Origin of the sequence: Bartonella sp. TT67HLJMS, from assembly GCF_042193375.1 — a bacterium.
Taxonomy (GTDB): Bacteria; Pseudomonadota; Alphaproteobacteria; order Rhizobiales; family Rhizobiaceae; genus Bartonella; species Bartonella grahamii.
Genome location: NZ_JBHILP010000003.1, coordinates 23,860 through 44,047, shown reverse-complemented (window position 1 = coordinate 44,047; position 20,188 = coordinate 23,860). Strand labels below are relative to the sequence as shown.

General features: G+C 37.1%; 20 protein-coding genes and 1 tRNA gene. 5 read left to right on the top strand and 16 right to left on the bottom strand.

The window, feature by feature from the left end; genetic code table 11:
• Positions 1-165: 165 nt before the first annotated feature.
• Positions 166-250, bottom strand: a tRNA-Leu gene (locus tag ACFIJQ_RS02430).
• 139 nt (positions 251-389) lie between these two features.
• On the bottom strand, positions 390-1,010 hold the full coding sequence (gene folE, locus ACFIJQ_RS02425; protein WP_273788149.1) for a GTP cyclohydrolase I FolE: 621 nt from the start codon (positions 1,008-1,010) through the stop codon (positions 390-392).
• Positions 1,011-1,135: 125 nt separating this feature from the next.
• Here folE and ACFIJQ_RS02420 point away from each other — a divergent pair, with 125 nt between their 5' ends.
• From ACFIJQ_RS02420 to thrS, 3 genes are all read left to right on the top strand, one after another.
• On the top strand, positions 1,136-1,564 hold the full coding sequence (locus ACFIJQ_RS02420; RefSeq protein ID WP_273788150.1) for an iron-sulfur cluster assembly scaffold protein: 429 nt from the start codon (positions 1,136-1,138) through the stop codon (positions 1,562-1,564).
• Positions 1,565-1,915, top strand: coding sequence for a membrane protein insertion efficiency factor YidD (gene yidD / locus ACFIJQ_RS02415; RefSeq protein WP_273722706.1), 351 nt, complete (start codon positions 1,565-1,567; stop codon positions 1,913-1,915).
• Positions 1,916-2,026: 111 nt separating this feature from the next.
• On the top strand, positions 2,027-4,003 hold the full coding sequence (gene thrS, locus ACFIJQ_RS02410; RefSeq protein WP_375628360.1) for a threonine--tRNA ligase: 1,977 nt from the start codon (positions 2,027-2,029) through the stop codon (positions 4,001-4,003).
• Positions 4,004-5,117: 1,114 nt separating this feature from the next.
• Here the strand turns inward: thrS and ACFIJQ_RS02405 are convergent.
• From ACFIJQ_RS02405 to ACFIJQ_RS02385, 5 genes are all read right to left on the bottom strand, one after another.
• Entirely contained in the window at positions 5,118-5,621 is a 504-nt protein-coding gene (locus tag ACFIJQ_RS02405; protein ID WP_273788153.1) for a MerR family transcriptional regulator, read from the bottom strand.
• A 194-nt stretch (positions 5,622-5,815) separates the two neighbouring features.
• Entirely contained in the window at positions 5,816-6,130 is a 315-nt protein-coding gene (locus ACFIJQ_RS02400; protein ID WP_273788154.1) for an integration host factor subunit alpha, read from the bottom strand.
• Between the two features lie 77 nt (positions 6,131-6,207).
• Positions 6,208-7,182, bottom strand: a complete 975-nt coding sequence (locus tag ACFIJQ_RS02395) for a beta-ketoacyl-ACP synthase III (protein WP_273788155.1) — start codon at positions 7,180-7,182, stop codon at positions 6,208-6,210.
• A gap of 49 nt (positions 7,183-7,231) precedes the next feature.
• Positions 7,232-8,302 carry a phosphate acyltransferase PlsX gene (gene plsX, locus ACFIJQ_RS02390; protein ID WP_273788156.1) on the bottom strand — a complete coding sequence of 357 codons (1,071 nt, stop codon included), beginning with the start codon at positions 8,300-8,302 and terminating at the stop codon, positions 7,232-7,234.
• Between the two features lie 149 nt (positions 8,303-8,451).
• Entirely contained in the window at positions 8,452-9,009 is a 558-nt protein-coding gene (locus ACFIJQ_RS02385; RefSeq protein ID WP_375628356.1) for a DUF177 domain-containing protein, read from the bottom strand.
• A 220-nt stretch (positions 9,010-9,229) separates the two neighbouring features.
• Between ACFIJQ_RS02385 and ACFIJQ_RS02380 the strand changes: the two genes are divergently transcribed.
• Entirely contained in the window at positions 9,230-9,709 is a 480-nt protein-coding gene (locus tag ACFIJQ_RS02380) for an outer membrane protein assembly factor BamE (RefSeq protein ID WP_273788212.1), read from the top strand.
• A gap of 77 nt (positions 9,710-9,786) precedes the next feature.
• Here ACFIJQ_RS02380 and nusB read toward each other — a convergent pair whose 3' ends face one another.
• The 6 genes from nusB to glyA form a co-directional block, all read right to left on the bottom strand.
• Positions 9,787-10,257 (bottom strand): transcription antitermination factor NusB, encoded by a 471-nt coding sequence (nusB, locus tag ACFIJQ_RS02375; RefSeq protein WP_015856452.1) that lies wholly within the window; start codon positions 10,255-10,257, stop codon positions 9,787-9,789.
• Positions 10,258-10,259: 2 nt separating this feature from the next.
• Positions 10,260-10,715 carry a 6,7-dimethyl-8-ribityllumazine synthase gene (locus ACFIJQ_RS02370; RefSeq protein ID WP_015856453.1) on the bottom strand — a complete coding sequence of 152 codons (456 nt, stop codon included), beginning with the start codon at positions 10,713-10,715 and terminating at the stop codon, positions 10,260-10,262.
• A gap of 81 nt (positions 10,716-10,796) precedes the next feature.
• On the bottom strand, positions 10,797-11,414 hold the full coding sequence (locus ACFIJQ_RS02365) for a riboflavin synthase (protein WP_375628354.1): 618 nt from the start codon (positions 11,412-11,414) through the stop codon (positions 10,797-10,799).
• Complete coding sequence (gene ribD, locus ACFIJQ_RS02360) at positions 11,396-12,523, bottom strand: bifunctional diaminohydroxyphosphoribosylaminopyrimidine deaminase/5-amino-6-(5-phosphoribosylamino)uracil reductase RibD (protein WP_273788158.1); 1,128 nt, start codon at positions 12,521-12,523, stop codon at positions 11,396-11,398. The genes ACFIJQ_RS02365 and ribD overlap by 19 nt, the downstream gene beginning before the upstream one ends.
• Complete coding sequence (gene nrdR, locus ACFIJQ_RS02355; RefSeq protein WP_015856456.1) at positions 12,516-12,998, bottom strand: transcriptional regulator NrdR; 483 nt, start codon at positions 12,996-12,998, stop codon at positions 12,516-12,518. Before nrdR ends, ribD begins: the two co-directional genes overlap by 8 nt.
• A gap of 11 nt (positions 12,999-13,009) precedes the next feature.
• Positions 13,010-14,323: a serine hydroxymethyltransferase gene (gene glyA / locus ACFIJQ_RS02350; protein ID WP_273788159.1), complete on the bottom strand. Its 1,314-nt coding sequence runs from the start codon at positions 14,321-14,323 to the stop codon at positions 13,010-13,012.
• Between the two features lie 322 nt (positions 14,324-14,645).
• On the opposite strand from glyA, the gene argC reads away from it, so the two are divergent.
• Positions 14,646-15,578, top strand: coding sequence for an N-acetyl-gamma-glutamyl-phosphate reductase (gene argC, locus ACFIJQ_RS02345; RefSeq protein WP_375628351.1), 933 nt, complete (start codon positions 14,646-14,648; stop codon positions 15,576-15,578).
• Positions 15,579-15,598: 20 nt separating this feature from the next.
• Here the strand turns inward: argC and ACFIJQ_RS02340 are convergent, their stop codons facing one another.
• The 3 genes from ACFIJQ_RS02340 to hflX form a co-directional block, all read right to left on the bottom strand.
• Complete coding sequence (locus ACFIJQ_RS02340) at positions 15,599-16,675, bottom strand: COX15/CtaA family protein (protein ID WP_273788213.1); 1,077 nt, start codon at positions 16,673-16,675, stop codon at positions 15,599-15,601.
• A gap of 146 nt (positions 16,676-16,821) precedes the next feature.
• Positions 16,822-18,648 carry a hypothetical protein gene (locus ACFIJQ_RS02335; RefSeq protein ID WP_375628348.1) on the bottom strand — a complete coding sequence of 609 codons (1,827 nt, stop codon included), beginning with the start codon at positions 18,646-18,648 and terminating at the stop codon, positions 16,822-16,824.
• A gap of 144 nt (positions 18,649-18,792) precedes the next feature.
• Positions 18,793-20,136, bottom strand: coding sequence for a GTPase HflX (gene hflX, locus ACFIJQ_RS02330; protein ID WP_015856461.1), 1,344 nt, complete (start codon positions 20,134-20,136; stop codon positions 18,793-18,795).
• Between the last annotated feature and the right edge of the window lie 52 nt (positions 20,137-20,188).

The following is a 20,188-nucleotide window of genomic DNA, read 5'->3' as shown; positions in this document are numbered from 1 at the left end:
CCCTATAAAAATATAACATTTCAAATGCACAGATAAAGTAATAAAAAATGAAACATTATTAGCAACACATCAACAAATAACATACAAAAAAGATTTTTCTATAATGCCCGTAAATCCCCTCTCTCTACATAACTTCATCTCATTACAGAGAGACTCACTGCTAACTGGTGCGGTCGAGAAGACTCGAACTTCCACGGGTTGCCCCACAGCGACCTCAACGCTGCGCGTCTACCAATTCCGCCACGACCGCACGTGGGAAGAAAAACATTTTGGTTTTTAGCCTTTAACAAATCATAAAGAAAGGTACAAGCCAATTTTCTCTTTCTCATAATTTATTTTTATCCGGACAATTTATAACTTAATAGAGATTACTAAAAATATGGACTTTACTACGATCTTTGAATCATCATCATAAAGTGTGCTTGTGCAGCTTGATCTTTTTCATAATAACCATGAAAGTTTTTTGTAATTGTTGTAGAGCCCTGTTTTTGGATTCCTCTCATAGCCATACACATGTGCTCAGCCTCAATTAATACTGCTACACCATGAGGCTTCAGATACGTTTTTAACGCGTGGGCCACTTGCGCTGTCATAGCTTCTTGTGTTTGTAAACGACGAGAAAAAATATCTACAACACGTACAATTTTTGAAAGGCCAACAATTTTTTCATTAGGAAGATATGCTATATGTGCTTTCCCAATAATTGGGATCATATGATGCTCACAGTGTGAATAAAAAGGTATATTTTTTACGATTACGGCTTCATTGTATCCTGAAACCTCTTCAAAAACTGTACCTAAGGTTTCTTTAACCGATTGACTATAACCACTAAAAAGCTCGCGATATGCCTTGGCTATACGTCTTGGAGTATCTAAAAGCCCTTCTCTATTTGGATTTTCCCCTATCCATAAGAGTAATGTACGAATCGCTTCTTCCACCTCTTCAATACTCGGACGCTTTTCTTCAGATAAAAAAGAATCCTTCGCGTCTTCTTTAACAATATTACGCATTCAAAAACTCCAAGCTTGCTCTATACAAAGCATTTGCTCCATACCTATTTCATTTTGTATAATCTCTATATAAGCGAATTAAAAGTTTAAACAATCACGACTCTCAAAATTTCAGGTCATAGCGCATGATTGATAATATCTATAATGATAAAATACTTAAATATGCTGCACATATAGACAAAATTGGGCGTCTTAATAATCCTGATGCAACATCAAGAAAACATGCCCACCTTTGTGGTTCGACAATCACTGTAGATTTAAAAGTGGAAAATGGTATTGTTACGGATTTTGCCCATGAAATACACGCATGTGTGCTAGGGCAAGCATCGGCTTCACTTTTAGCATCTCATATCATCGGACAAACAACACAAGATCTTAAAATATTGCGTGAAGTTATTTATCAAATGCTAACGCAAAATGGTCCTTCTCCTCAAGCTCCATTTGAGGATTTTTCTTGCTTACAGCCCATTAAAGACTATAAAGTGCGCCATGCAGCAACACTACTACCCTTTGATGCAACGATAGACTGCATTCAAAAAATTGAAGAAAAATAAATGTTCAAATCACAATCTCGACAAAAAAAATTGACTCGAAATTACACAGGCACTTGGCAAAAAACACCTGGACGGTTATTGGGTATTTTCTTAATACGTTTCTATCAAATAACACTTTCAAGTCTTATAGGCAATCAATGTCGCCATGCCCCAACTTGTTCAGAATATACATATGAAGCGATTGCACGCCATGGGCTTTGGGCTGGTGCATGGATGGGACTCTTTCGTATCATACGTTGTGGTCCCTTTGGAACAGATGGCTTTGATCCAGTACCTATTTCTCTTGGAAATTCTTGCTGTTTTTATAAACCTTGGCGTTACTGGAAAATTTCTGACAAACACAACAAATAATCCTTTTCTTTTTTCGTATGTATTGATAAAAAATCAGTCTATAAGCTTTTTACTCAATTTTCACAAAACCATCCGCAATCGTTAGCGGAATTGGATTAAAAGGGTGTTTTTATGTCTTGCTCTGTTTCTCTTTCTTTTCCTGATGGTTCAAAACGTAATTACCCCCCTGAAATGACTGGTTTGGAATTAGCAGAATCCATTTCTAAATCACTCGCAAAAAAAGCAGTTGCCTATAGTCTTGATGGTATCACGCGAGACTTATCGGATCCATTGGAACAATCTGGTCAAGTAGAGATTATTACCCGAGAAGATTCACGTGCTCTTGAACTCATAAGGCATGATTGCGCCCATGTCCTTGCTGAAGCAGTGCAAGAACTCTTTCCTGAAACGCAAGTAACAATAGGTCCTGTCATTGAAAATGGATTCTATTATGATTTTGCACGCCAACAACCTTTTACATTAGATGATCTCACCATCATTGAAAAGAAAATGCGTGAAATTATCCAACGCAATAAGCCTTTTAGAAAAGAAATTTGGTCTCGTGAAAAAGCCAGAAAAATTTTTTCTGAGAAAAAGGAATTTTATAAAGTTGAACTTATTGATAGCATTCCTGAAAATCAAGATTTAAAAATTTATTATCAAGGAAAATGGTTTGATCTTTGCCGCGGACCGCACATGCAATCTACAGGGCAAATTGGGAATGCTTTCAAATTAATGAAAGTCGCAGGAGCTTATTGGCGTGGCGATGCCAATAATCCAATGCTCACAAGAATTTATGGAACAGCATTTGCAAATGAAAATGACTTAAAAGCCTACCTCTATATGCTAGAAGAAGCTGAAAAACGTGATCATCGCCGCTTGGGACGTGAAATGGACTTATTTCATTTTCAAGAAGAAGGGCCAGGGATGATTTTTTGGCACAAAAAAGGTTGGAAAATGTTCCAAAATTTGATCAACTATATGCGTAGACGCCTTGATGATCATCAATACGCTGAAGTTAATGCACCACAAGTTCTCGATAGGTCACTCTGGGAAATATCTGGCCATTGGGGCTGGTATAAGGAGAATATGTTCAAAGTAATTCCAGCAGCGGAAGATTCAGATCGTGGGAATGTTTATGCTCTTAAACCAATGAATTGCCCTGGTCATGTGCAAATTTTTAAACATGGTTTAAAATCTTATCGTGATTTGCCTATTAGACTTGCTGAATTTGGACTTGTTCATCGTTATGAGCCTTCGGGCTCTTTACATGGTCTTATGCGTGTGCGTGGTTTTACGCAAGATGATGCGCATATTTTTTGTACTGATGAACAACTAGCCGATGAATGTCTCAGTATTAATGATCTTATTTTATCAACTTATGCTGATTTTGGTTTTAAAGAAATCAGTCTTAAGCTTTCAACACGTCCAGAAAAACGAGTTGGGTCTGATGCATTATGGGATCATGCAGAAAGTATCATGGAATCTGTCCTTAAAACGATTGAAACAAAATTTGCAGGACAAATCAAAACAAGCATCCTTCCAGGTGAAGGAGCATTTTATGGTCCAAAATTTGAATATACATTAAAGGATGCTATCGGTCGTGAATGGCAATGTGGAACAACACAAATAGACTTTAATCTCCCTGAACGTTTTGGTGCATTCTATATTGATAAAGATTCAGAAAAACGTCAACCTGTTATGATCCACCGCGCTATTTTTGGATCAATGGAGCGTTTTCTTGGTATATTAATCGAAAATTTTGCTGGACATATGCCACTTTGGCTTGCTCCTGAACAAGTTGTTGTCGCAACAATTACATCCGAAGCAAATGAATATGCCCAAAAAATAACGGCAAAACTTAGAGCTATTGGGCTTTCCGCAACAATGGATCTCCGTAATGAAAAAATTAACTATAAAATACGAGAACATTCGTTACAAAAAGTTCCCGTAATTTTGGTATGTGGTAAACGTGAAGCTGAAACAAACAGCGTAAATATGCGTCGCTTAGGAAGTACAAACAAAACCCTTTTATCTGCAGAAGATGTGATCAAGCAACTCTCAAATGAAGCAACACCTCCGGATTTGCAGCGTGTAATAAATGCATAACATCACAGAAGATGGTAATACGTTAATTTTTTACTATAAATCTTCAATTTTTGTACAAAATGAAATGATTTGATATTCTAGCGCGTTTTTGTTTCATGCACAATTACCTATCACCAGAAAGAATCACGCGATCACTCTCTACAGAGTGGATTGGTGAAAAAGTTGAATGTAAGCTATGAGCTGTTTAAATGCAAAAATCATAGACAATTGAATATTAATAATAACATTAATCTTTATAATGAAAAGATGGCGCTATTATCATGGATAGATCATTACGATAATTATAGCAACATCAAGCAAGAAGACGGAAAACAAGATCATATTTATTAATAAAAAATATGTAAAATTAGCTGAACAATGATATGTCTTGTTCGTAAAATAAGCCCTTATAAAAAAGACAAGATATTGATTTATAATGATAATATATCGTTATTCATATTAAATAAGATTTTGAATATCATAGGGCTTTCTCATTTTAAATATGTTTATGTTGAATCTATCAAAATCATTCGCTTGCACGAAATAAGCGGAATGAGTGTGTGGATAAAAATTATTGAGAAAGGACTTTAAAATGCTCACAATAAACTGCCTCAAGTGCTAAGATTGTTGCAATCATTGAGAGCAAGCTAAACTATAATGATGATGCCGACTTGCTCTTTCATAGGTGTAAAAATAGCGCTACTCAACAGGTTTAGCATTATATGATTCACGAGGAATCATGGTAAAATAAGCTTAAGGAGCCTTAAGAAACATCTCTTAAAAACAAGCACATAAATTGGTAAACCAATAGCATTCTATATCCTGCAATCTACACTGATGAGATATTGCCTTAACTTTTATAAAGCCAAATCAGAGAGAAATGGTAAAACTCAGCGTTTATTCTTTCCCCTCTTTATATTTTACCAAATTAAAAACTCTTATAAAAAACTCGTTAAATATACACATACGATACATTACTATTCGTTAAACGTATAAAACTCTGAGCACCCCCATAAAACATCTAAATATCTACGAAACACATTGCTACGCTAGACGCAAGATATTGATTTGTAAAACAATTTCAAAACACATGTTTTGCTAAAAAAGCAACACATATAAAACAAAAATATTATTGCTATCGTGCTCTATCAAGAACACGCTTACATTCAATGAGTTCAAATAGGATTTCTTGCAACAATGCTTTATCAGATTTATCTTTATAAAGATTCACAGAACCGACAGATGTTTCTTCCTCATTCCTCATGAAACTCAAAAGCCCAAAAGAAGATTTCTTAGGTTTATTGCTAGCATTTTCAGAAGTCTGTCCTGCATGTTTCTTCTCTATGACCACATTCATAGCATCAAGATCACCATTACCCAATGCAGTCACAAAAGCAACACCATTTTCTTTTAAAAGGCGCTGCACACCTTTTATCGTATAACCCTGATCATATAATAACTGCTTAATACCATTGAGCAAATCAACATCGACCGGACGATAATAGCGCCTTCCTCCCCCACGTTTCATTGGTTTAATCTGCCTAAAACGTGTTTCCCAGAATCTTAAGACATGCTGCGGCAGCTCCAATAACTCGGCTACTTCGCTAATTGTGCGAAAAGCATCAGAGCTTTTATCCATTTTGCAACACCTTATTTAAAACAAAATAAATTACTTTACAATGACTCATTCTGTCTCAATTTCTCAACAAGATTAGTCAAAAATAAGACCATCATTGACGACTTACACAACTGTCTTTTTCTAAAAAACAAAGACCTTTATTTTATCATTTTTTTAACAAATACTAAACATACCATGGCATTCATTTATAAGAATCATTTTTTCTGTCTTGCACGATGCGAATCTAAAATTCTCTGTTTAAGGACATTGGCAGCCTTAAACGTCACAACACGTCGCGGCGGAATAGGTGCTTCAACACCTGTTTTTGGATTGCGTCCAATACGTTCATTTTTACTGCGAACCTGAAAAGTTGCAAAAGAGGATAATTTAACCGCTTCACCTCTTACAAGTGAGTTGCAAATCTCATCCAAAACCAATTCGACTAAAGCTGCTGATTCAGTATGTGACAAGCCCACTCTTTTACAAACTACGCTCGCTAAATCTGCACGCGTTACTGTCTTACTTGTCATTATAACCACCTATTAAAATATTAAAAATTACAAAATGACTTATACGTTTTCTTGAAATATGGTCAAGTAGCCATAATTTACCAACGAATAAGAATTGCTCCCCATGTAAATCCACCTCCCATGGCCTCTAACATGATAAGATCTCCTTCTTTTATTTTTCCATCGCAAACAGCTGTTGTTAAAGCCAACGGAACTGATGCCGCAGACGTATTACCATGTTGATCAACGGTAATCACAACTTTATCTAGTGAAATTCCCAGTTTTTTAGCAGATGCTTCAATAATGCGCTTATTAGCCTGATGAGGTACGAACCAATCTAGTTGTGAAGAATCCATACCTGCAGCTGCAAAACAATCATCAACCACATCCGTTATCATACCAACAGCATATTTAAAAACTTCTCGTCCTTCCATACGCAAATAGCCTGTCGTTTGTGTTGTTGAAGGTCCACCATCAACATATAGCTTATCTATATAAGCACCATTAGAGCGCAATTTCGCAGACAATATACCACGCTCAAAAGCAATCCCCCCCTCAATTTCTTGTGCTTCCAAAATAGCAGCACCCGCACCATCACCAAACAAAACACATGTCGTACGATCTTCCCAATCTAAAATCCGAGAAAATGTATCGGATCCAATAACTAAAATTCTTTTAGCCGCTCCACACCGTAAATAAGAATCTCCTGTCGTTAAAGCAAAAATAAAACCAGAGCAAACAGCTTGAATATCAAAAGCAAATCCATGACTCATTCCCAAAGCACGCTGAATTTCAACAGCAGAAGCAGGAAAAGTACGATTCGGAGTGGACGTTGCTAAAATAATACAATCAATGTCTTTTATTGTTAAACCAGCATTTGTAAGTGCTGCTTGCGCAGCCTCAACTCCTAAAGAAACAGTTGTTTCATTTTCACTGGCAATATAACGTTGGCGTATTCCTGTACGCTGAACAATCCATGAATCTGACGTTTCAACAAACTTTGCAATCTCATCATTTGATAAACTTCTCTTCGGCAAAGCACTTCCTACACCACGTATAATTGACCGAATCATTCAGCTCTTACCTTTTCTTCAAATTTTTCATTTCTATTATAAGAGCTTATCATAAGGACTCTCCATTCACTGTCTCTTCACCTTCTTGATCAAAAAGTGTTTCTTTATTCTCATGAAACCGTCGCAAATCAGCTGTTATTTTTTTCAAAAGTCCATTATTAACCATCTCATAACCAACGCGGATAGCAGAAGCAAAACCGTTAGCATTAGCACTCCCATGGCTTTTGATCACAACACCATTCAACCCCAAAAGCACTCCTCCATTCACCCTCTCGGGATCCATTTTGTGTTTCAGCGTACGAAAAGCACTCCGCGATAAAAAATAACCAAGAGATGTTAAAAAAGAACTGCGCAGTGCAGAGTTTAAAATCTCTCCTATCTGTCGCGCGGTCCCTTCTGCGGTTTTTAAAGCAATATTACCAGAAAACCCCTCTGTTACAACAACATCGACTGTTCCTTTTCCAATGTCATTGCCCTCAACAAATCCTTTATATTCCAATCCTTCTAATTGCACTTCACGCAATATCATTCCTGCTTTTTTTATTTCATAAAGTCCTTTAACCTCTTCCACCCCCACATTTAAAAGCCCAACACTTGGTCTTTCAGTGTGATATAAAGCGCGAAACATACCCGCTCCCATAACCGCCAAATCAACCAACTGACTAGCAGAGGCACCAATTGTTGCCCCAATATCCAAAACGATACTCTCACTGCGAAGTGTTGGCCAGATACCCGCAATACCAGGACGTTCAGCCTCTGCTAGCATTTTCAAACAAAAATAAGACATGGCCATGAGTGCACCCGTATTACCAGCAGAAATGCAAGCATCAGCTTCACCATTTTTTACCGCTTCAATGGCGTACCACATTGATGATTTACCACGTCCATTACGAAGTGCTTGGCTTGGCTTTTCATCCATGCGTGTATAACTTTCTGTAGGGCAAAAGCGCGATACAGAATCCAAACAAGGGTATTTTTTTAAAACCGGACGAACGTCCTCCTCTATTCCATAAAACAGAAAATAAATATTTGATAAATATTTTTGTACAATTGCTGCTCCTGCAATAGCTGCTTCTGGACCGTAATCACCGCCCATGACATCCACAGAAATTCTAATCACGCTTGCATATCCCACATCTTTTCATTTACATCTTTAAACACATATTATGATTTTCGGCTCCTGAACACTCACAAAGCAAATCTTGCAAAAATCGCTCCGTAGAAAATACCGTTTAGCATACAATAGATATTTTTTTTATGTTTTTACAATCACTTCCAATTTTTCAAAACAGAAAATGGCGAGAATTTTTGCTCTGCTTCTTCTAAATTTTCAACCATATCCATCTTTATCCCCTCTTTACGTGGATAATGATTAATAGACAACTCAAAAAACTCTTCCATGATTGCACCAATATCAATTTTATCATCATAAAACACTTCAGGAGTATCAAGCCCCTCCACATCTAAAAACAATTCTCCTGTATCCTCTGATGTTTTTGGCTTCATCAAATTTGAATCTTCAGGAACAAAAACAACCTCAATATTTTCACAAAGGATATTTTCTAATGGTTCTAATGTAACGACACATAACTGTAGTATGCGCGCTTGCAACAGACCTTTTATACGTACTCCGCGTTTTTTCCACGGGAAAATATGGAAATTTCCCTCACAAGATTTTACTTCAATTAAATCATGGTTCTGAGCTAAATTTTTACATTCTTTTTTGTTTGCACAAAAATGAACCCTTATACCTTTAGCAGGTAGAGAACGTACAGATATTGGATAAGCCAAAGCAAATGTCATTTGAGGAACATTTTGAACATTCATTGACAACTCCCAAACATAAAAACGCATAAAACACTGTGTTTTTATTTATCTCAAGTATTTATGCATTTTTTTCTTTTCTAAAGAAATTCTATATGGCATAATTTGCTTTATAACAGGGAAACTCAGTGTAAGCTACGGTAGATTAAGTTAAAATTAGAAAAAACTTGAGGTTGCCTTCTTGTCCTACATCTCAGTATAAAGGGAGATATCATTGTTTCAAATGCCTCACATAATAGCCTTAATCAAACGTAAATTATTGATTGGTTTATCAATAGCAAGTATAGGAATGCTTGCTGGGTGTAGTCTTCTCGATTCTTCAGGTTCGAGCCAAATTTATAGAGAGGGCTATATTCTTGATAAAAATGCTCTAAGTTCTATTGCTATTGGTTCAAGTCAAGAGCAAGTTCTTTTAACTTTAGGAACCCCTTCATTAAAAACAAAATATGATAATGAAGTTTTTTATTACATCTCACAGACACGCTATCGTGGGATGCAGTTTATGAAAACAAAGATTATTGATCGCAAAGTTTTAGCCATTTACTTCAATAAAAATGATCAGGTTGCAAAAGTTGCTAATTACGGATTACAAGACGGTCAAGTATTTGATTTTATTACACAAACAACACCAACTGTAACAAAAGAACATCCTTTCTTAATTCAAATTATAAAAGGCCCTGCGAATTTGCCACCCCATAACTAAATCATATAGTCTACATACCGTCTCAATATTATTAGGTCTGATATTACCAGACCTAATAATAGAGGGGTTTTTAGCTCTTATAGGCGGACTTTTTTTGCCATACTGTCGAGAACTGCATTAACAAGTTTTGGCTCATCACCTTCAAAAAAAGCCTTCGCTATGTCAACATATTCATTCATGACAACCGCAACAGGAACATCTTTACGGTTGATCAACTCCCATAAACCTGCTCGTAAAATTGCTCGCAATATAGAATCAAGACGTGAAAGAGACCACTCAGCAGAAAGCTGTTGATGAAGCAGAGGATCAAGCTGCTTTTGATCTTTTACAACACCCGTTATAATAGCCAAAAACCATTGAAAATCAGCTTCAAGATACTGGTCTCCATCGATATCTTTTCCCAAACGATAAGCTTCATACTCAGCTGCTGTTTCCATCACCCCCGAACCCACGATATCCATTTGATAGAGGGCTTGAACTGCAGCGAGTCTTGCTGCTCCACGTTTATTGGCTGAACGCGGAAAATGTCTGCTTTTTATATCAGCCATATTTAACGATTATCTCCAAATCTCTTTTTTAGAGCGATCATACATAAAGCAGCTTCAGCCGCAAAACCACCTTTATTTTTGTCATCTAGTTTTGCACGCACCCATGCTTGTTCTTCGTTTTCAACAGTCAAAATACCATTTCCAATAGCCAAATGCTGATGAACAGTTAAATCCATCAATGCACGACAAGAATCATTAGCAACAATTTCAAAGTGATATGTTTCGCCCCGAATAACACAACCAAGAGCAACATAACCATCATAAGATATGTTATTTTGTTCAGCAAAAGCTATTGCACTTGGTATTTCTAATGCTCCAGGAACCGTTACAACATCATAACTTGCTTCAGCTTTTTGCAAAGTATTCACTGCACCTCTCAAAAGCGCATCAGAAATCCCCTCATAAAAACGTGCTTCAACAATCAATACGTGAGGCTTTTTACGTATCTCTTTCATCATAATGGAATTCCACAAAAAACGAATCAAAAAAATCAAAGTTATAAAGCATAAAATTCTGAAAACGATCAATAGAGTTTTGGCTTATTCATCTTCTCTTTTTAAAGCAAAAAGTTTCGCAGCATAACGAGCAAGTTGATCAATTTCCAAATTGACCCGATCTCCAATTCTAGCTTGTCCCCACGTTGTCATTTCGAGTGTATGGCGAATAATAAGAACATCAAAAACACAATCCTCAACACCATTAACAGTCAAAGATGTCCCATTAAGTGCAATAGATCCCTTATTGACAATGAAAGGCATAAATTGTCTTGCAACTTTTAAATAAAAACGAATTGCATCCCCTTCATTTTTTTGATCAATGATTTCAGCCAAACCATCAATATGACCAGAAACCAAATGTCCTCCCATTTCATCACCTAATCGAAGCGAACGTTCCAAATTAACAAAAGTTCCTTTTGTCCATTGTGCAAGATTACTCAAACGCAATGCTTCTTCCCATGCTTCTACAGCAAACCAACCAGCAGCCGCTTGTTGTACCCCCCGCTCTACAATTGTCAGACAAATCCCGGAACACGCAATCGATGCACCAATTTCTAAACTCTGTATATCATAGCGCGTAGAAATATCTAAACGCAGCCCTTGCTTTAAAGGTTGTACATCTTCAACACAACCGATGTCTGTTATAATCCCTGTGAACATAGTGCTTTACGCCTCCATTTATAAAAACGGTCATTTCCAAACATTCTTGATTCAACCTTATGAAATTGCGAAAGATAATTTCCAAAATGAGGGGCTTCAACACGACCTTCGCCTAAAATAACGGGTGCATAAAAACATATCAAATGATCCACACAACCAGCATTTAAAAACGTTTCCCCTGTTTTTACGCCCCCTTCCAATAAAACACTATTAATCCCATGTTTATAAAGCATCTGTAAAAGAGCAAAGGGTTCTACACAACCATTGTTCATCTCTACCGAATAAACAGACACACCATATTGCTCCAATGCATTTTTTTTGCTTTTCTTTGAAAGATCCACATCACAAATAACCCATGTAGGAATTTTCATGGCTGTTTGGACAACTTTTGCATCAAGGGGGATAGATAAATCTGCATCCAAAATAATACGAATTGGTGAGCGTACCTCCATCCCTGGCAAGCGGCAATTGAGTTGTGGATCATCTGCTAATATAGTGCCAATACCAACGAGGATAGCATTATTTTGGGCACGTAGAATATGCGTATGAGCATGAGAAAGTGTTCCACTAATTTTTACGCTGCCCTTTTCTCTTTTTCCAACACCATTATCAGCAGAAATTGCCATTTTAAAAGTGACCGCACAGCGTTGTATCTTCCTTATGCACCAATGTGTCCATAAAGATTCAAAAGCCTCTTCAGCTAAAATTCCCTCAACCACTTCAATACCCGCTGCTCGCAAAAGAGCAATACCATGACCATCAACACGCTTGTCACAATCAGTCAGCGCAACAACAACTCGAGAAATACCTGAATCAATAAGTGCATTTACACACGGCGAAGTTTTTCCATAATGCGCACAAGGTTCTAAAGTAACATAAGCAGTCGCTCCTTGAGCTAAAGAACCAGCCATATGTAAAGCTTGCACTTCCGCATGAGGACTCCCATGAATAGCTGTTACGCCATAGCCAACAATAAATGCCCCCGCACTATTATCGTTTCGCACAATTAACGTACCAACGGAAGGATTCTCACCTGTAAGACCGACATGACGTTCTGCTAAACGAATAGCTGCAGCCATAAACCGTTCATCTTGCACTTTTTTATTCATCAAAACGAGATTCTGTATCGGCGATACCCTTTGACAATTCATCTATAACATCGTGAAAATCGCTTGCATTACGAAAATCTCGATACACAGAAGCAAAACGAATATAAGCAATATCATCAATTCTTTTCAATGCTTCCATCACAAGATGTCCAATTTTTTCTGAAGCAATCTCTGGTTCTCCCAAACTTTCAAGCTGGCGCACAATGCCAGAAATTGCTCGTTCAATATGATCAGGATCAATATTGCGCTTACGTACAGCTACATCAACTGATCGCATTAACTTATCACGATCGAATGGTTCACATCGTCCACTTTTTTTAGCAACCAAGAGCTCACGCAACTGAACACGTTCAAAAGTTGTAAAACGACCACCACAAACGGAACACACACGACGGCGGCGAATCACTGCCCCCTCTTCTGCTGGACGTGAATCTTTAACCTGTGTATCCTCATATTGGCAGTAAGGACAGCGCATCTTTTGTGTCCTTAACGAGTACTAAGATAAGAGTAAAGAGGAAATTGACTCGTTATATCTTTTACCTTTTTCTCAACAGCCATTTCAACGGCATAATTATCTTCATCACTTTTTGCGCTCCGAAGACCATCAAGAACTTCTGAAACCAGATGACCAACTTGAATAAACTCTTTTTCTAAAAAACCACGTGTTGTGGCAGCAGGTGATCCCAAGCGAATTCCCGATGTTATAGATGGCGTTTCAGGATCAAAAGGAATACCATTTTTATTGCAGGTAATACGAGCGCGCCCCAAAGCCAATTCAGCACGTTTACCTGTTAGATTTTTGGAACGTAAATCAACCAACAACAAATGATTATCTGTACCACCAGAAACAATATTAAAACCATTACTCTGTAATATTTTTGCTAAAGTTTTCGCATTAGCGACCACATTGGCACTGTAACTCTTGAAAGAAGGACGCAAAGCCTCCTCAAACGCAACAGCCTTTGCGGCAATTACATGCATTAAAGGACCACCTTGAAGACCAGGAAAAATTGCAGAATTAATTTTTCTGGATAAAGACTCATCATTTGTCAATATTAAACCACCACGAGGACCTCGAAGCGACTTATGTGTTGTTGTTGTTACAATATGCGCATGTGGAACGGGTGAAGGATGCACGCCACCAGCAACAAGACCGGCAATATGAGACATATCAACGAGTAGATGAGCACCAATCTCATCTGCAATTTCACGGAATCGTTTCCAATCCCATAGCCGTGGATAAGATGAGCCACCCGCTATAATAAGTTTGGGCTTACGTTCTTTTGCAAGCTGCTCAACCTCATCCATATCAATAATCTGATCTTCTTGACGCACACCATAGGAAACAACATCAAACCATTTTCCTGACATATTAACAGATGACCCATGCGTAAGGTGACCACCAGCATTTAAGTCTAATCCCATAAATGTGTCACCAGGCTGAAGTAAAGCTAAAAAGACAGCTTGATTCATTTGGCTACCAGAATTAGGCTGTACATTCGCAAAAGCAGCACCAAAAAGTTTTTTTGCCCTTTCAATGGCTAAATCTTCAACGACATCAACAAATTGACACCCGCCATAGTAGCGCTTTCTTGGATAACCTTCTGCATACTTATTAGTTAAAACAGACCCCTGCGCTTCAAGGACCGCCCTTGAAACAATATTCTCTGAAGCAATCAGCTCAATTTCATGTTGTTGACGCTCAAACTCCCCTCTAATTGCATCAAAGATTGCACCATCAACAGTTTGTAAATTATCATTAAAAAAGCGCTTTTCTGCGTCACTTGCTTGCTGAGTCATAAAACACGTTCCTAACATAAAAAAAATAAAGTCACTGAACGATAACACAGCAAACCATGCAAACCAAACATTTTAAACCACTTACACTCAAAAATAATGATGCAAATATTTATCTTACTCTTTGTTATAAAAACAGTGAAAAACTTCCCTCTCAAGAATGATGAAAAATGAGATTACATTTCTTTTTTTACACTCTTATTTGTTTACACCTTTTACAAAAGGTATCTATAATCTAAAGAAATTCAATAATTTAATGATTAAAAATAATTTATAATGTGAAAAGCTGAATATAATAGGCAAAGTTAATACAAGGCAAATAAGAATGCTAACCAAAGTTTTTATTGATGGTGAACATGGCACAACCGGACTACAAATACAAAAACGCTTAGAGAAGCGTACAGATTTAGAACTACTCTCTCTTGCTCATAAAGATCGCCATAATGTTCATCTGCGACAAGACTATCTTAATCAAGCCGATATTGCTGTTTTGTGTCTTCCAGATGATGCTGCACGCGAAACAGTTCATTGGCTAAAAAAAAATAAAAACATTAGGATTATTGATAGCTCGACAGCCCACCGTGTTGCACCAGACTGGGTTTACGGTTTTCCTGAAATGACAGCAGGACAAAGAAAGCGCATCCAAGCAGCACATTATGTAACCAATCCCGGGTGCTATCCTACCGGTGCCATTAGTTTGATTCGCCCACTCCGTGAAGCAGGACTGCTAGACGCCTATTATCCCATATCGATTAACGCAATCTCCGGCTATACTGGTGGTGGAAAACAGTTGATTTTACAAATGGAAAATCAATCTCAACAAAACATTCAGGACAATTATTTTATCTATGGTCTTAATCTTGAACACAAACATGTGCCAGAAATTAAAATTTATGGACAAATCAACCAAACCCCAATTTTTATACCAAGTGTTGGTCGTTTTCCCCAAGGGATGATTGTGAATCTTCCTCTGCATCGCCATTTATTCACAAAATCAGCAAACTGTTCTGATTTGCGCGAAATTCTCGCAAACCATTACGATGGACAAAATACCATTTTAGTTGCATCACAAGAAGAAACTGCTTCACTTCAAAGACTTAATCCAGAGTGTTTAGCCAATAAAGATAATATGAAACTGTTCGTATTTGGAAATGATCGTGAAGGTATTTTTAATCTCAGCGCCATATTCGATAATTTAGGAAAAGGCGCATCAGCTGCGGCTATCCAGAACCTCGACTTAATGCTTTCAAGCGACTAAAACTCCCTAAATACAAACTTTTATTCAACAACGCGATATGCCCCTTTCGTTGCTCGCCAGTGCGCAACTGCAAAACACAACACTGCTAGTGCCATACTTTGGTGAATGAGCCCTAAACTTATCGGAACCTCATGTAACAGCGTTAAAATACCCAAGAGTGCTTGGATAATAATCATAACACAGATAAGAAATGCACGACGAGAATGGGTTGAATGTGGAATGTTTTTTTGTACATAGAAAGCATGAATAACTGAGACAATAAATAAAAAATAAGCAAAAAACCGATGAATAAATTGAACCATTAAGGAATTTTCGAATAAATTGAGCCAAACAGGACGAAGCTGCAACAATCCATCAGGAATAATCTGCCCATCCATAAGAGGCCATGTATTATAGACTTTTCCAGCATGAAGCCCCGCAACCAAAGCTCCAAAATAAATCTCTATCAAGACGAGAACAACAAGCCAAGCCGCAAAATATTGCACCTTTTGATTTGCTGGCTTTTCTGAATATTCTGCAAGTCCTCGAGATAAATAAGTAACAAAAACAATAACAAAACATGCCGTTATAAGATGAAATGCCAAACGATATTGGCTCACACTTGTTAAATTGCTTTGCCCAATCCCTGAAGCAACCATCCACCAACCAATAAAGCCTTGAAAGGCGATAAGAATAGGCACGACAATAAGCGGGAGTAAGATATTTTTTTCAACACGCTTAGTCGCCCAAAACCAAATGAGCCCCAATAAAGCAACAAGACCAACAAGACGCCCAAGAACACGATGCGCCCATTCCCACCAAAAAATGACCTTAAAAGCACTTAAGGTCATATCAGGATTAAGCAGCTTATATTGTGCTATCTGTTGATATTTTAAAAATTCCTCTTGCCATTGATCCACACCAATCGGTGGAATAACGCCGTGTATTGGCTTCCATTCCGTTATAGATAATCCTGATCCCGTCAAACGAGTAGCGCCACCTACTAAGACAATTGCTAAACAAAGCAATAAAATAGAGTAAAGCCACACCTGTATTTGTTTTCTATTTTTCTTTTGCACGGGCGTTAAAATGCTATTGTTTAATCTCTTTACTGCCATCTCTGATTGCCCCACGCTTCTCTCCAACTACAATGCATTTTAAAATTTAAACATCAAATCTTTGTGTATTTTAGTATGTACTATAACTTTAGCAAAAAACAAGCGTACTACTATAACATGTGATACATATTTCTTTTTTACGAAGTTTATGATGCAACAACGCGATAAACAGTCTTTGGAAAGCTGCTTACCATCCGCATCATCCATTCTTGTTCATTAAGAACAGTATTACAAATATAATAGTCTGTTAGCTCTGCAAATTGCTCAAATCCATATTTTGGTTCGCTTGCCATCTCAAGGATGATAAAGTCATATTCTTTTTTAAATTCTTGTAATATATGAGAAATGTCATTTGAAAAATCTTGTGCAGAAATAGCACTTGTTAACCCCTGAGGAAGAATATCAACCCCCGTATCATAATCACGGTAAATAACATCATGCAACTGGGCATTGCCCGTTAAAATATCACTCAGTCCGCGATGTGGACCAATGACCTTCTCTATTTGTTGACCAGAAATATCGACCAACAAAATTGTTTTGTTCTCTTTTGTGAGATGAAGTGAAAGCTTTGCCGCTGTCCGTGCAGCCTCTGGTCCAATGATTGAAATAATGGTCGAAGCACGCCATTTCAAAACATCAGATAATCCCTCTATCGTAATAAAAGCTTCAAGATTTTTCATTTCTTGAGAGACTAAAATACTCTCGTTCTTCTTAAGAGCATTTTCTTTTGATCTCAAATCCTCTTCTAAAGGTTGATCTTTTTTGCTTTTAAAGCACGGATAAAATAACAATATTCCTAGTAAAAGAGTAAGGAAGCTAGCCAATGCACTCACAAAAATATTTTTTCCATAAAGAGCCATAAAAGAAATTGGTGCTAACGTTGTTGGCATAACCACGTGGATATTTGTGTTTTGTAAAAGAAGAGGATCATCACTCAATCTCTGATATGAACCAATAATTTTTTCTCTTCGTTGAGCAGAGTTACTCATCGCTTTATTTTGTGCATCGACTGCTGCTTTTATTTTATTTTCAAACGCGTTAAATATTTCATTCAAAGATTGGGATTGATCTTTTACAAAAAAGTTCATTCTTTTTTTGAGCTGTTTTTCTAATTCCGTTGCAATAACCTCATCTGAATGAACTTGATAAACGATTTGTAAAATTTTATTTTTTAATTGATGAGAAACTGTTTCTAATTCCGCAGTCATTGCTTTAATTTGAGGATGTGTCCACCCCAATTGCACCGCCATATGTGCTCTTTGCGTTTCCAAAAGATCACGTTTAGATTCCAGAGCAACAATTGCTGAATTACCTGCAATAAACGATAAAGACAATAAAGACTGTCCCTTTTCACGCATCGTGTTAATCGTCGAGTTCAAACTTGTTAAATGAATACGCTTTAAAGTTGCTTCCGTTAATTGCATAGAAAGATCATGAAGCTCTGTTTGTTTTACACCCTGCTGAATAAAAGACTCAACAGATGTACGAAATCCCTGCACGATATTAACGATTGCAGTATTATCATATTGTTTGTCTTCTAATTTATCATTTAACAAGAATTGTTTCTGTTTTATGATTGCTTGTGAAAATGCGGAAAACCAAGTTTCCAACCCACGTTGAGCTGCTTCAAGTGTCTCAGCTTCAAAAGTCAAATCGATAAAATCACCACGACGCGATAAACGGATATTTTCATGATTTTTTTTCTTATTAAAAGCACTTAAAGAAAATTTCGAATCATTGAAGAACATAGGCTGTGAAAACAAAAAGGCGATAACATTGTCTTGCTTTTTGATTGGTAACGGTTTTCCTACAGAATCAGATAATGAAAATATTAAAGTTGCTTGATAACCACGGGGCTGGACAAAATAATACAACCAAATCAAAGATATACATAGCACTTGTAATAGCAAAACAATCAAAATGCTTCGCCATACGGTACGTACGAATAGTCTTTTATTACACTTAAGACTCATCTTTATTTTAACCAGCAAAATACTTCTTCATATTGTTTTATTAAGAGAAAGTAGTAACTATCCTCTTAACTTGCTGTCATATTATTTTCAGATAATAAAAACATAAAATTTAAGCACAAATGTTCAGCAATAGCTTTAAAGAACTTAATTCATATTTTTTTTGATGTTCTCTAATTGTTTTTTTGCTTCAGAAGTAATAACGGCTCTAATGGTAACAGACCCATCATCATGTCCTTCTTGCATTATTTCCGCAGAGTTTTCATAAAACCAATCGATAAGCGACATTTCATGAGGTTTTAAAAGATATTCAATGCTTTGCACCTCTCCAAAAATTCGCTTTTCAATGGCTCTTAATAATTGATCGAGTCCATCCCCCTTAAGCGCTGATACCATGAGAGCAGGATTTAATCGTGTTTTTGCGCTTGTTTGTAAAACATTCAATGCCTGCTCATCCAACATATCAATCTTATTCCAAACCTCTATGATATGCTCCATATCATCAATATCGATATCAAGACTTGAAAGCACTTCTAAAACATCTTGAGCATGTGCACGATGATCAAGATCTGACATATCTCTTACATGAAGAATGAGATCCGCTTCAACCACTTCTTCAAGGGTTGCTCTAAAAGCTGCAATCAAATTTGTTGGCAAGTTAGAAATAAACCCTACAGTATCAGACAAAAGAATAGTTTTTCCATGGGGAAGAACAACTTTGCGCAAAGTCGGATCAAGCGTTGCAAATAACATATTCTTTGCTAAAACATCTGCACCACTTAAACGGTTAAAGAGAGTTGATTTTCCTGTATTCGTATATCCTACCAGTGCCACAACAGGATAAGATGTTTTTTTCCTTTTTGCTCTATGAAGTGCACGTGTTTTAATAACCGTTTCCAATTCGCGTCGAATACGAATAATTTTCTCTTGTAAAAGACGCCTGTCTGCTTCAATTTGCGTTTCACCAGGTCCACCTAAGAAGCCACGCCCCCCCCGTTGCCTTTCCAAGTGCGTCCAACTACGCACAAGTCGTCCTTTTTGATAGGACAAATGCGCTAACTCTACTTGCAAAACTCCTTCTTTTGTTCGTGCACGATCCCCAAAAATTTCAAGAATCAAAGCCGTTCTATCGATAACTTTGCAATTCCATAATTTTTCTAAATTACGCTGCTGTACTGGTGTTAAAAAGTGATCTACAATCGCAAGCTCAATAGAATATTCATCTATGTAACAGGTTAACGCATCTACTTTACCTTTTCCAAAGAGAGTTGCAGAGCGAGGCGTTGCAATATTAATCGTTTCATAATTAACAACTTCTAACCGTATAGCACGCGCTAAGCCTAATGACTCTTTAACACGAGAAGATATAGAACACTCTCTCAAAGAGCTTTCACTTCTATTTTCTTGAAAAATTGGTATCAAAACAAGTGCGCGCACCTGTCCTGTATTCTGCGAAAATATCCCTCCTAATCTCTCATTTTCATTTATCATAGCAATCTAAGTACTTTTAAAATGGGATAAGAGATCTATCTTAAAATGACAT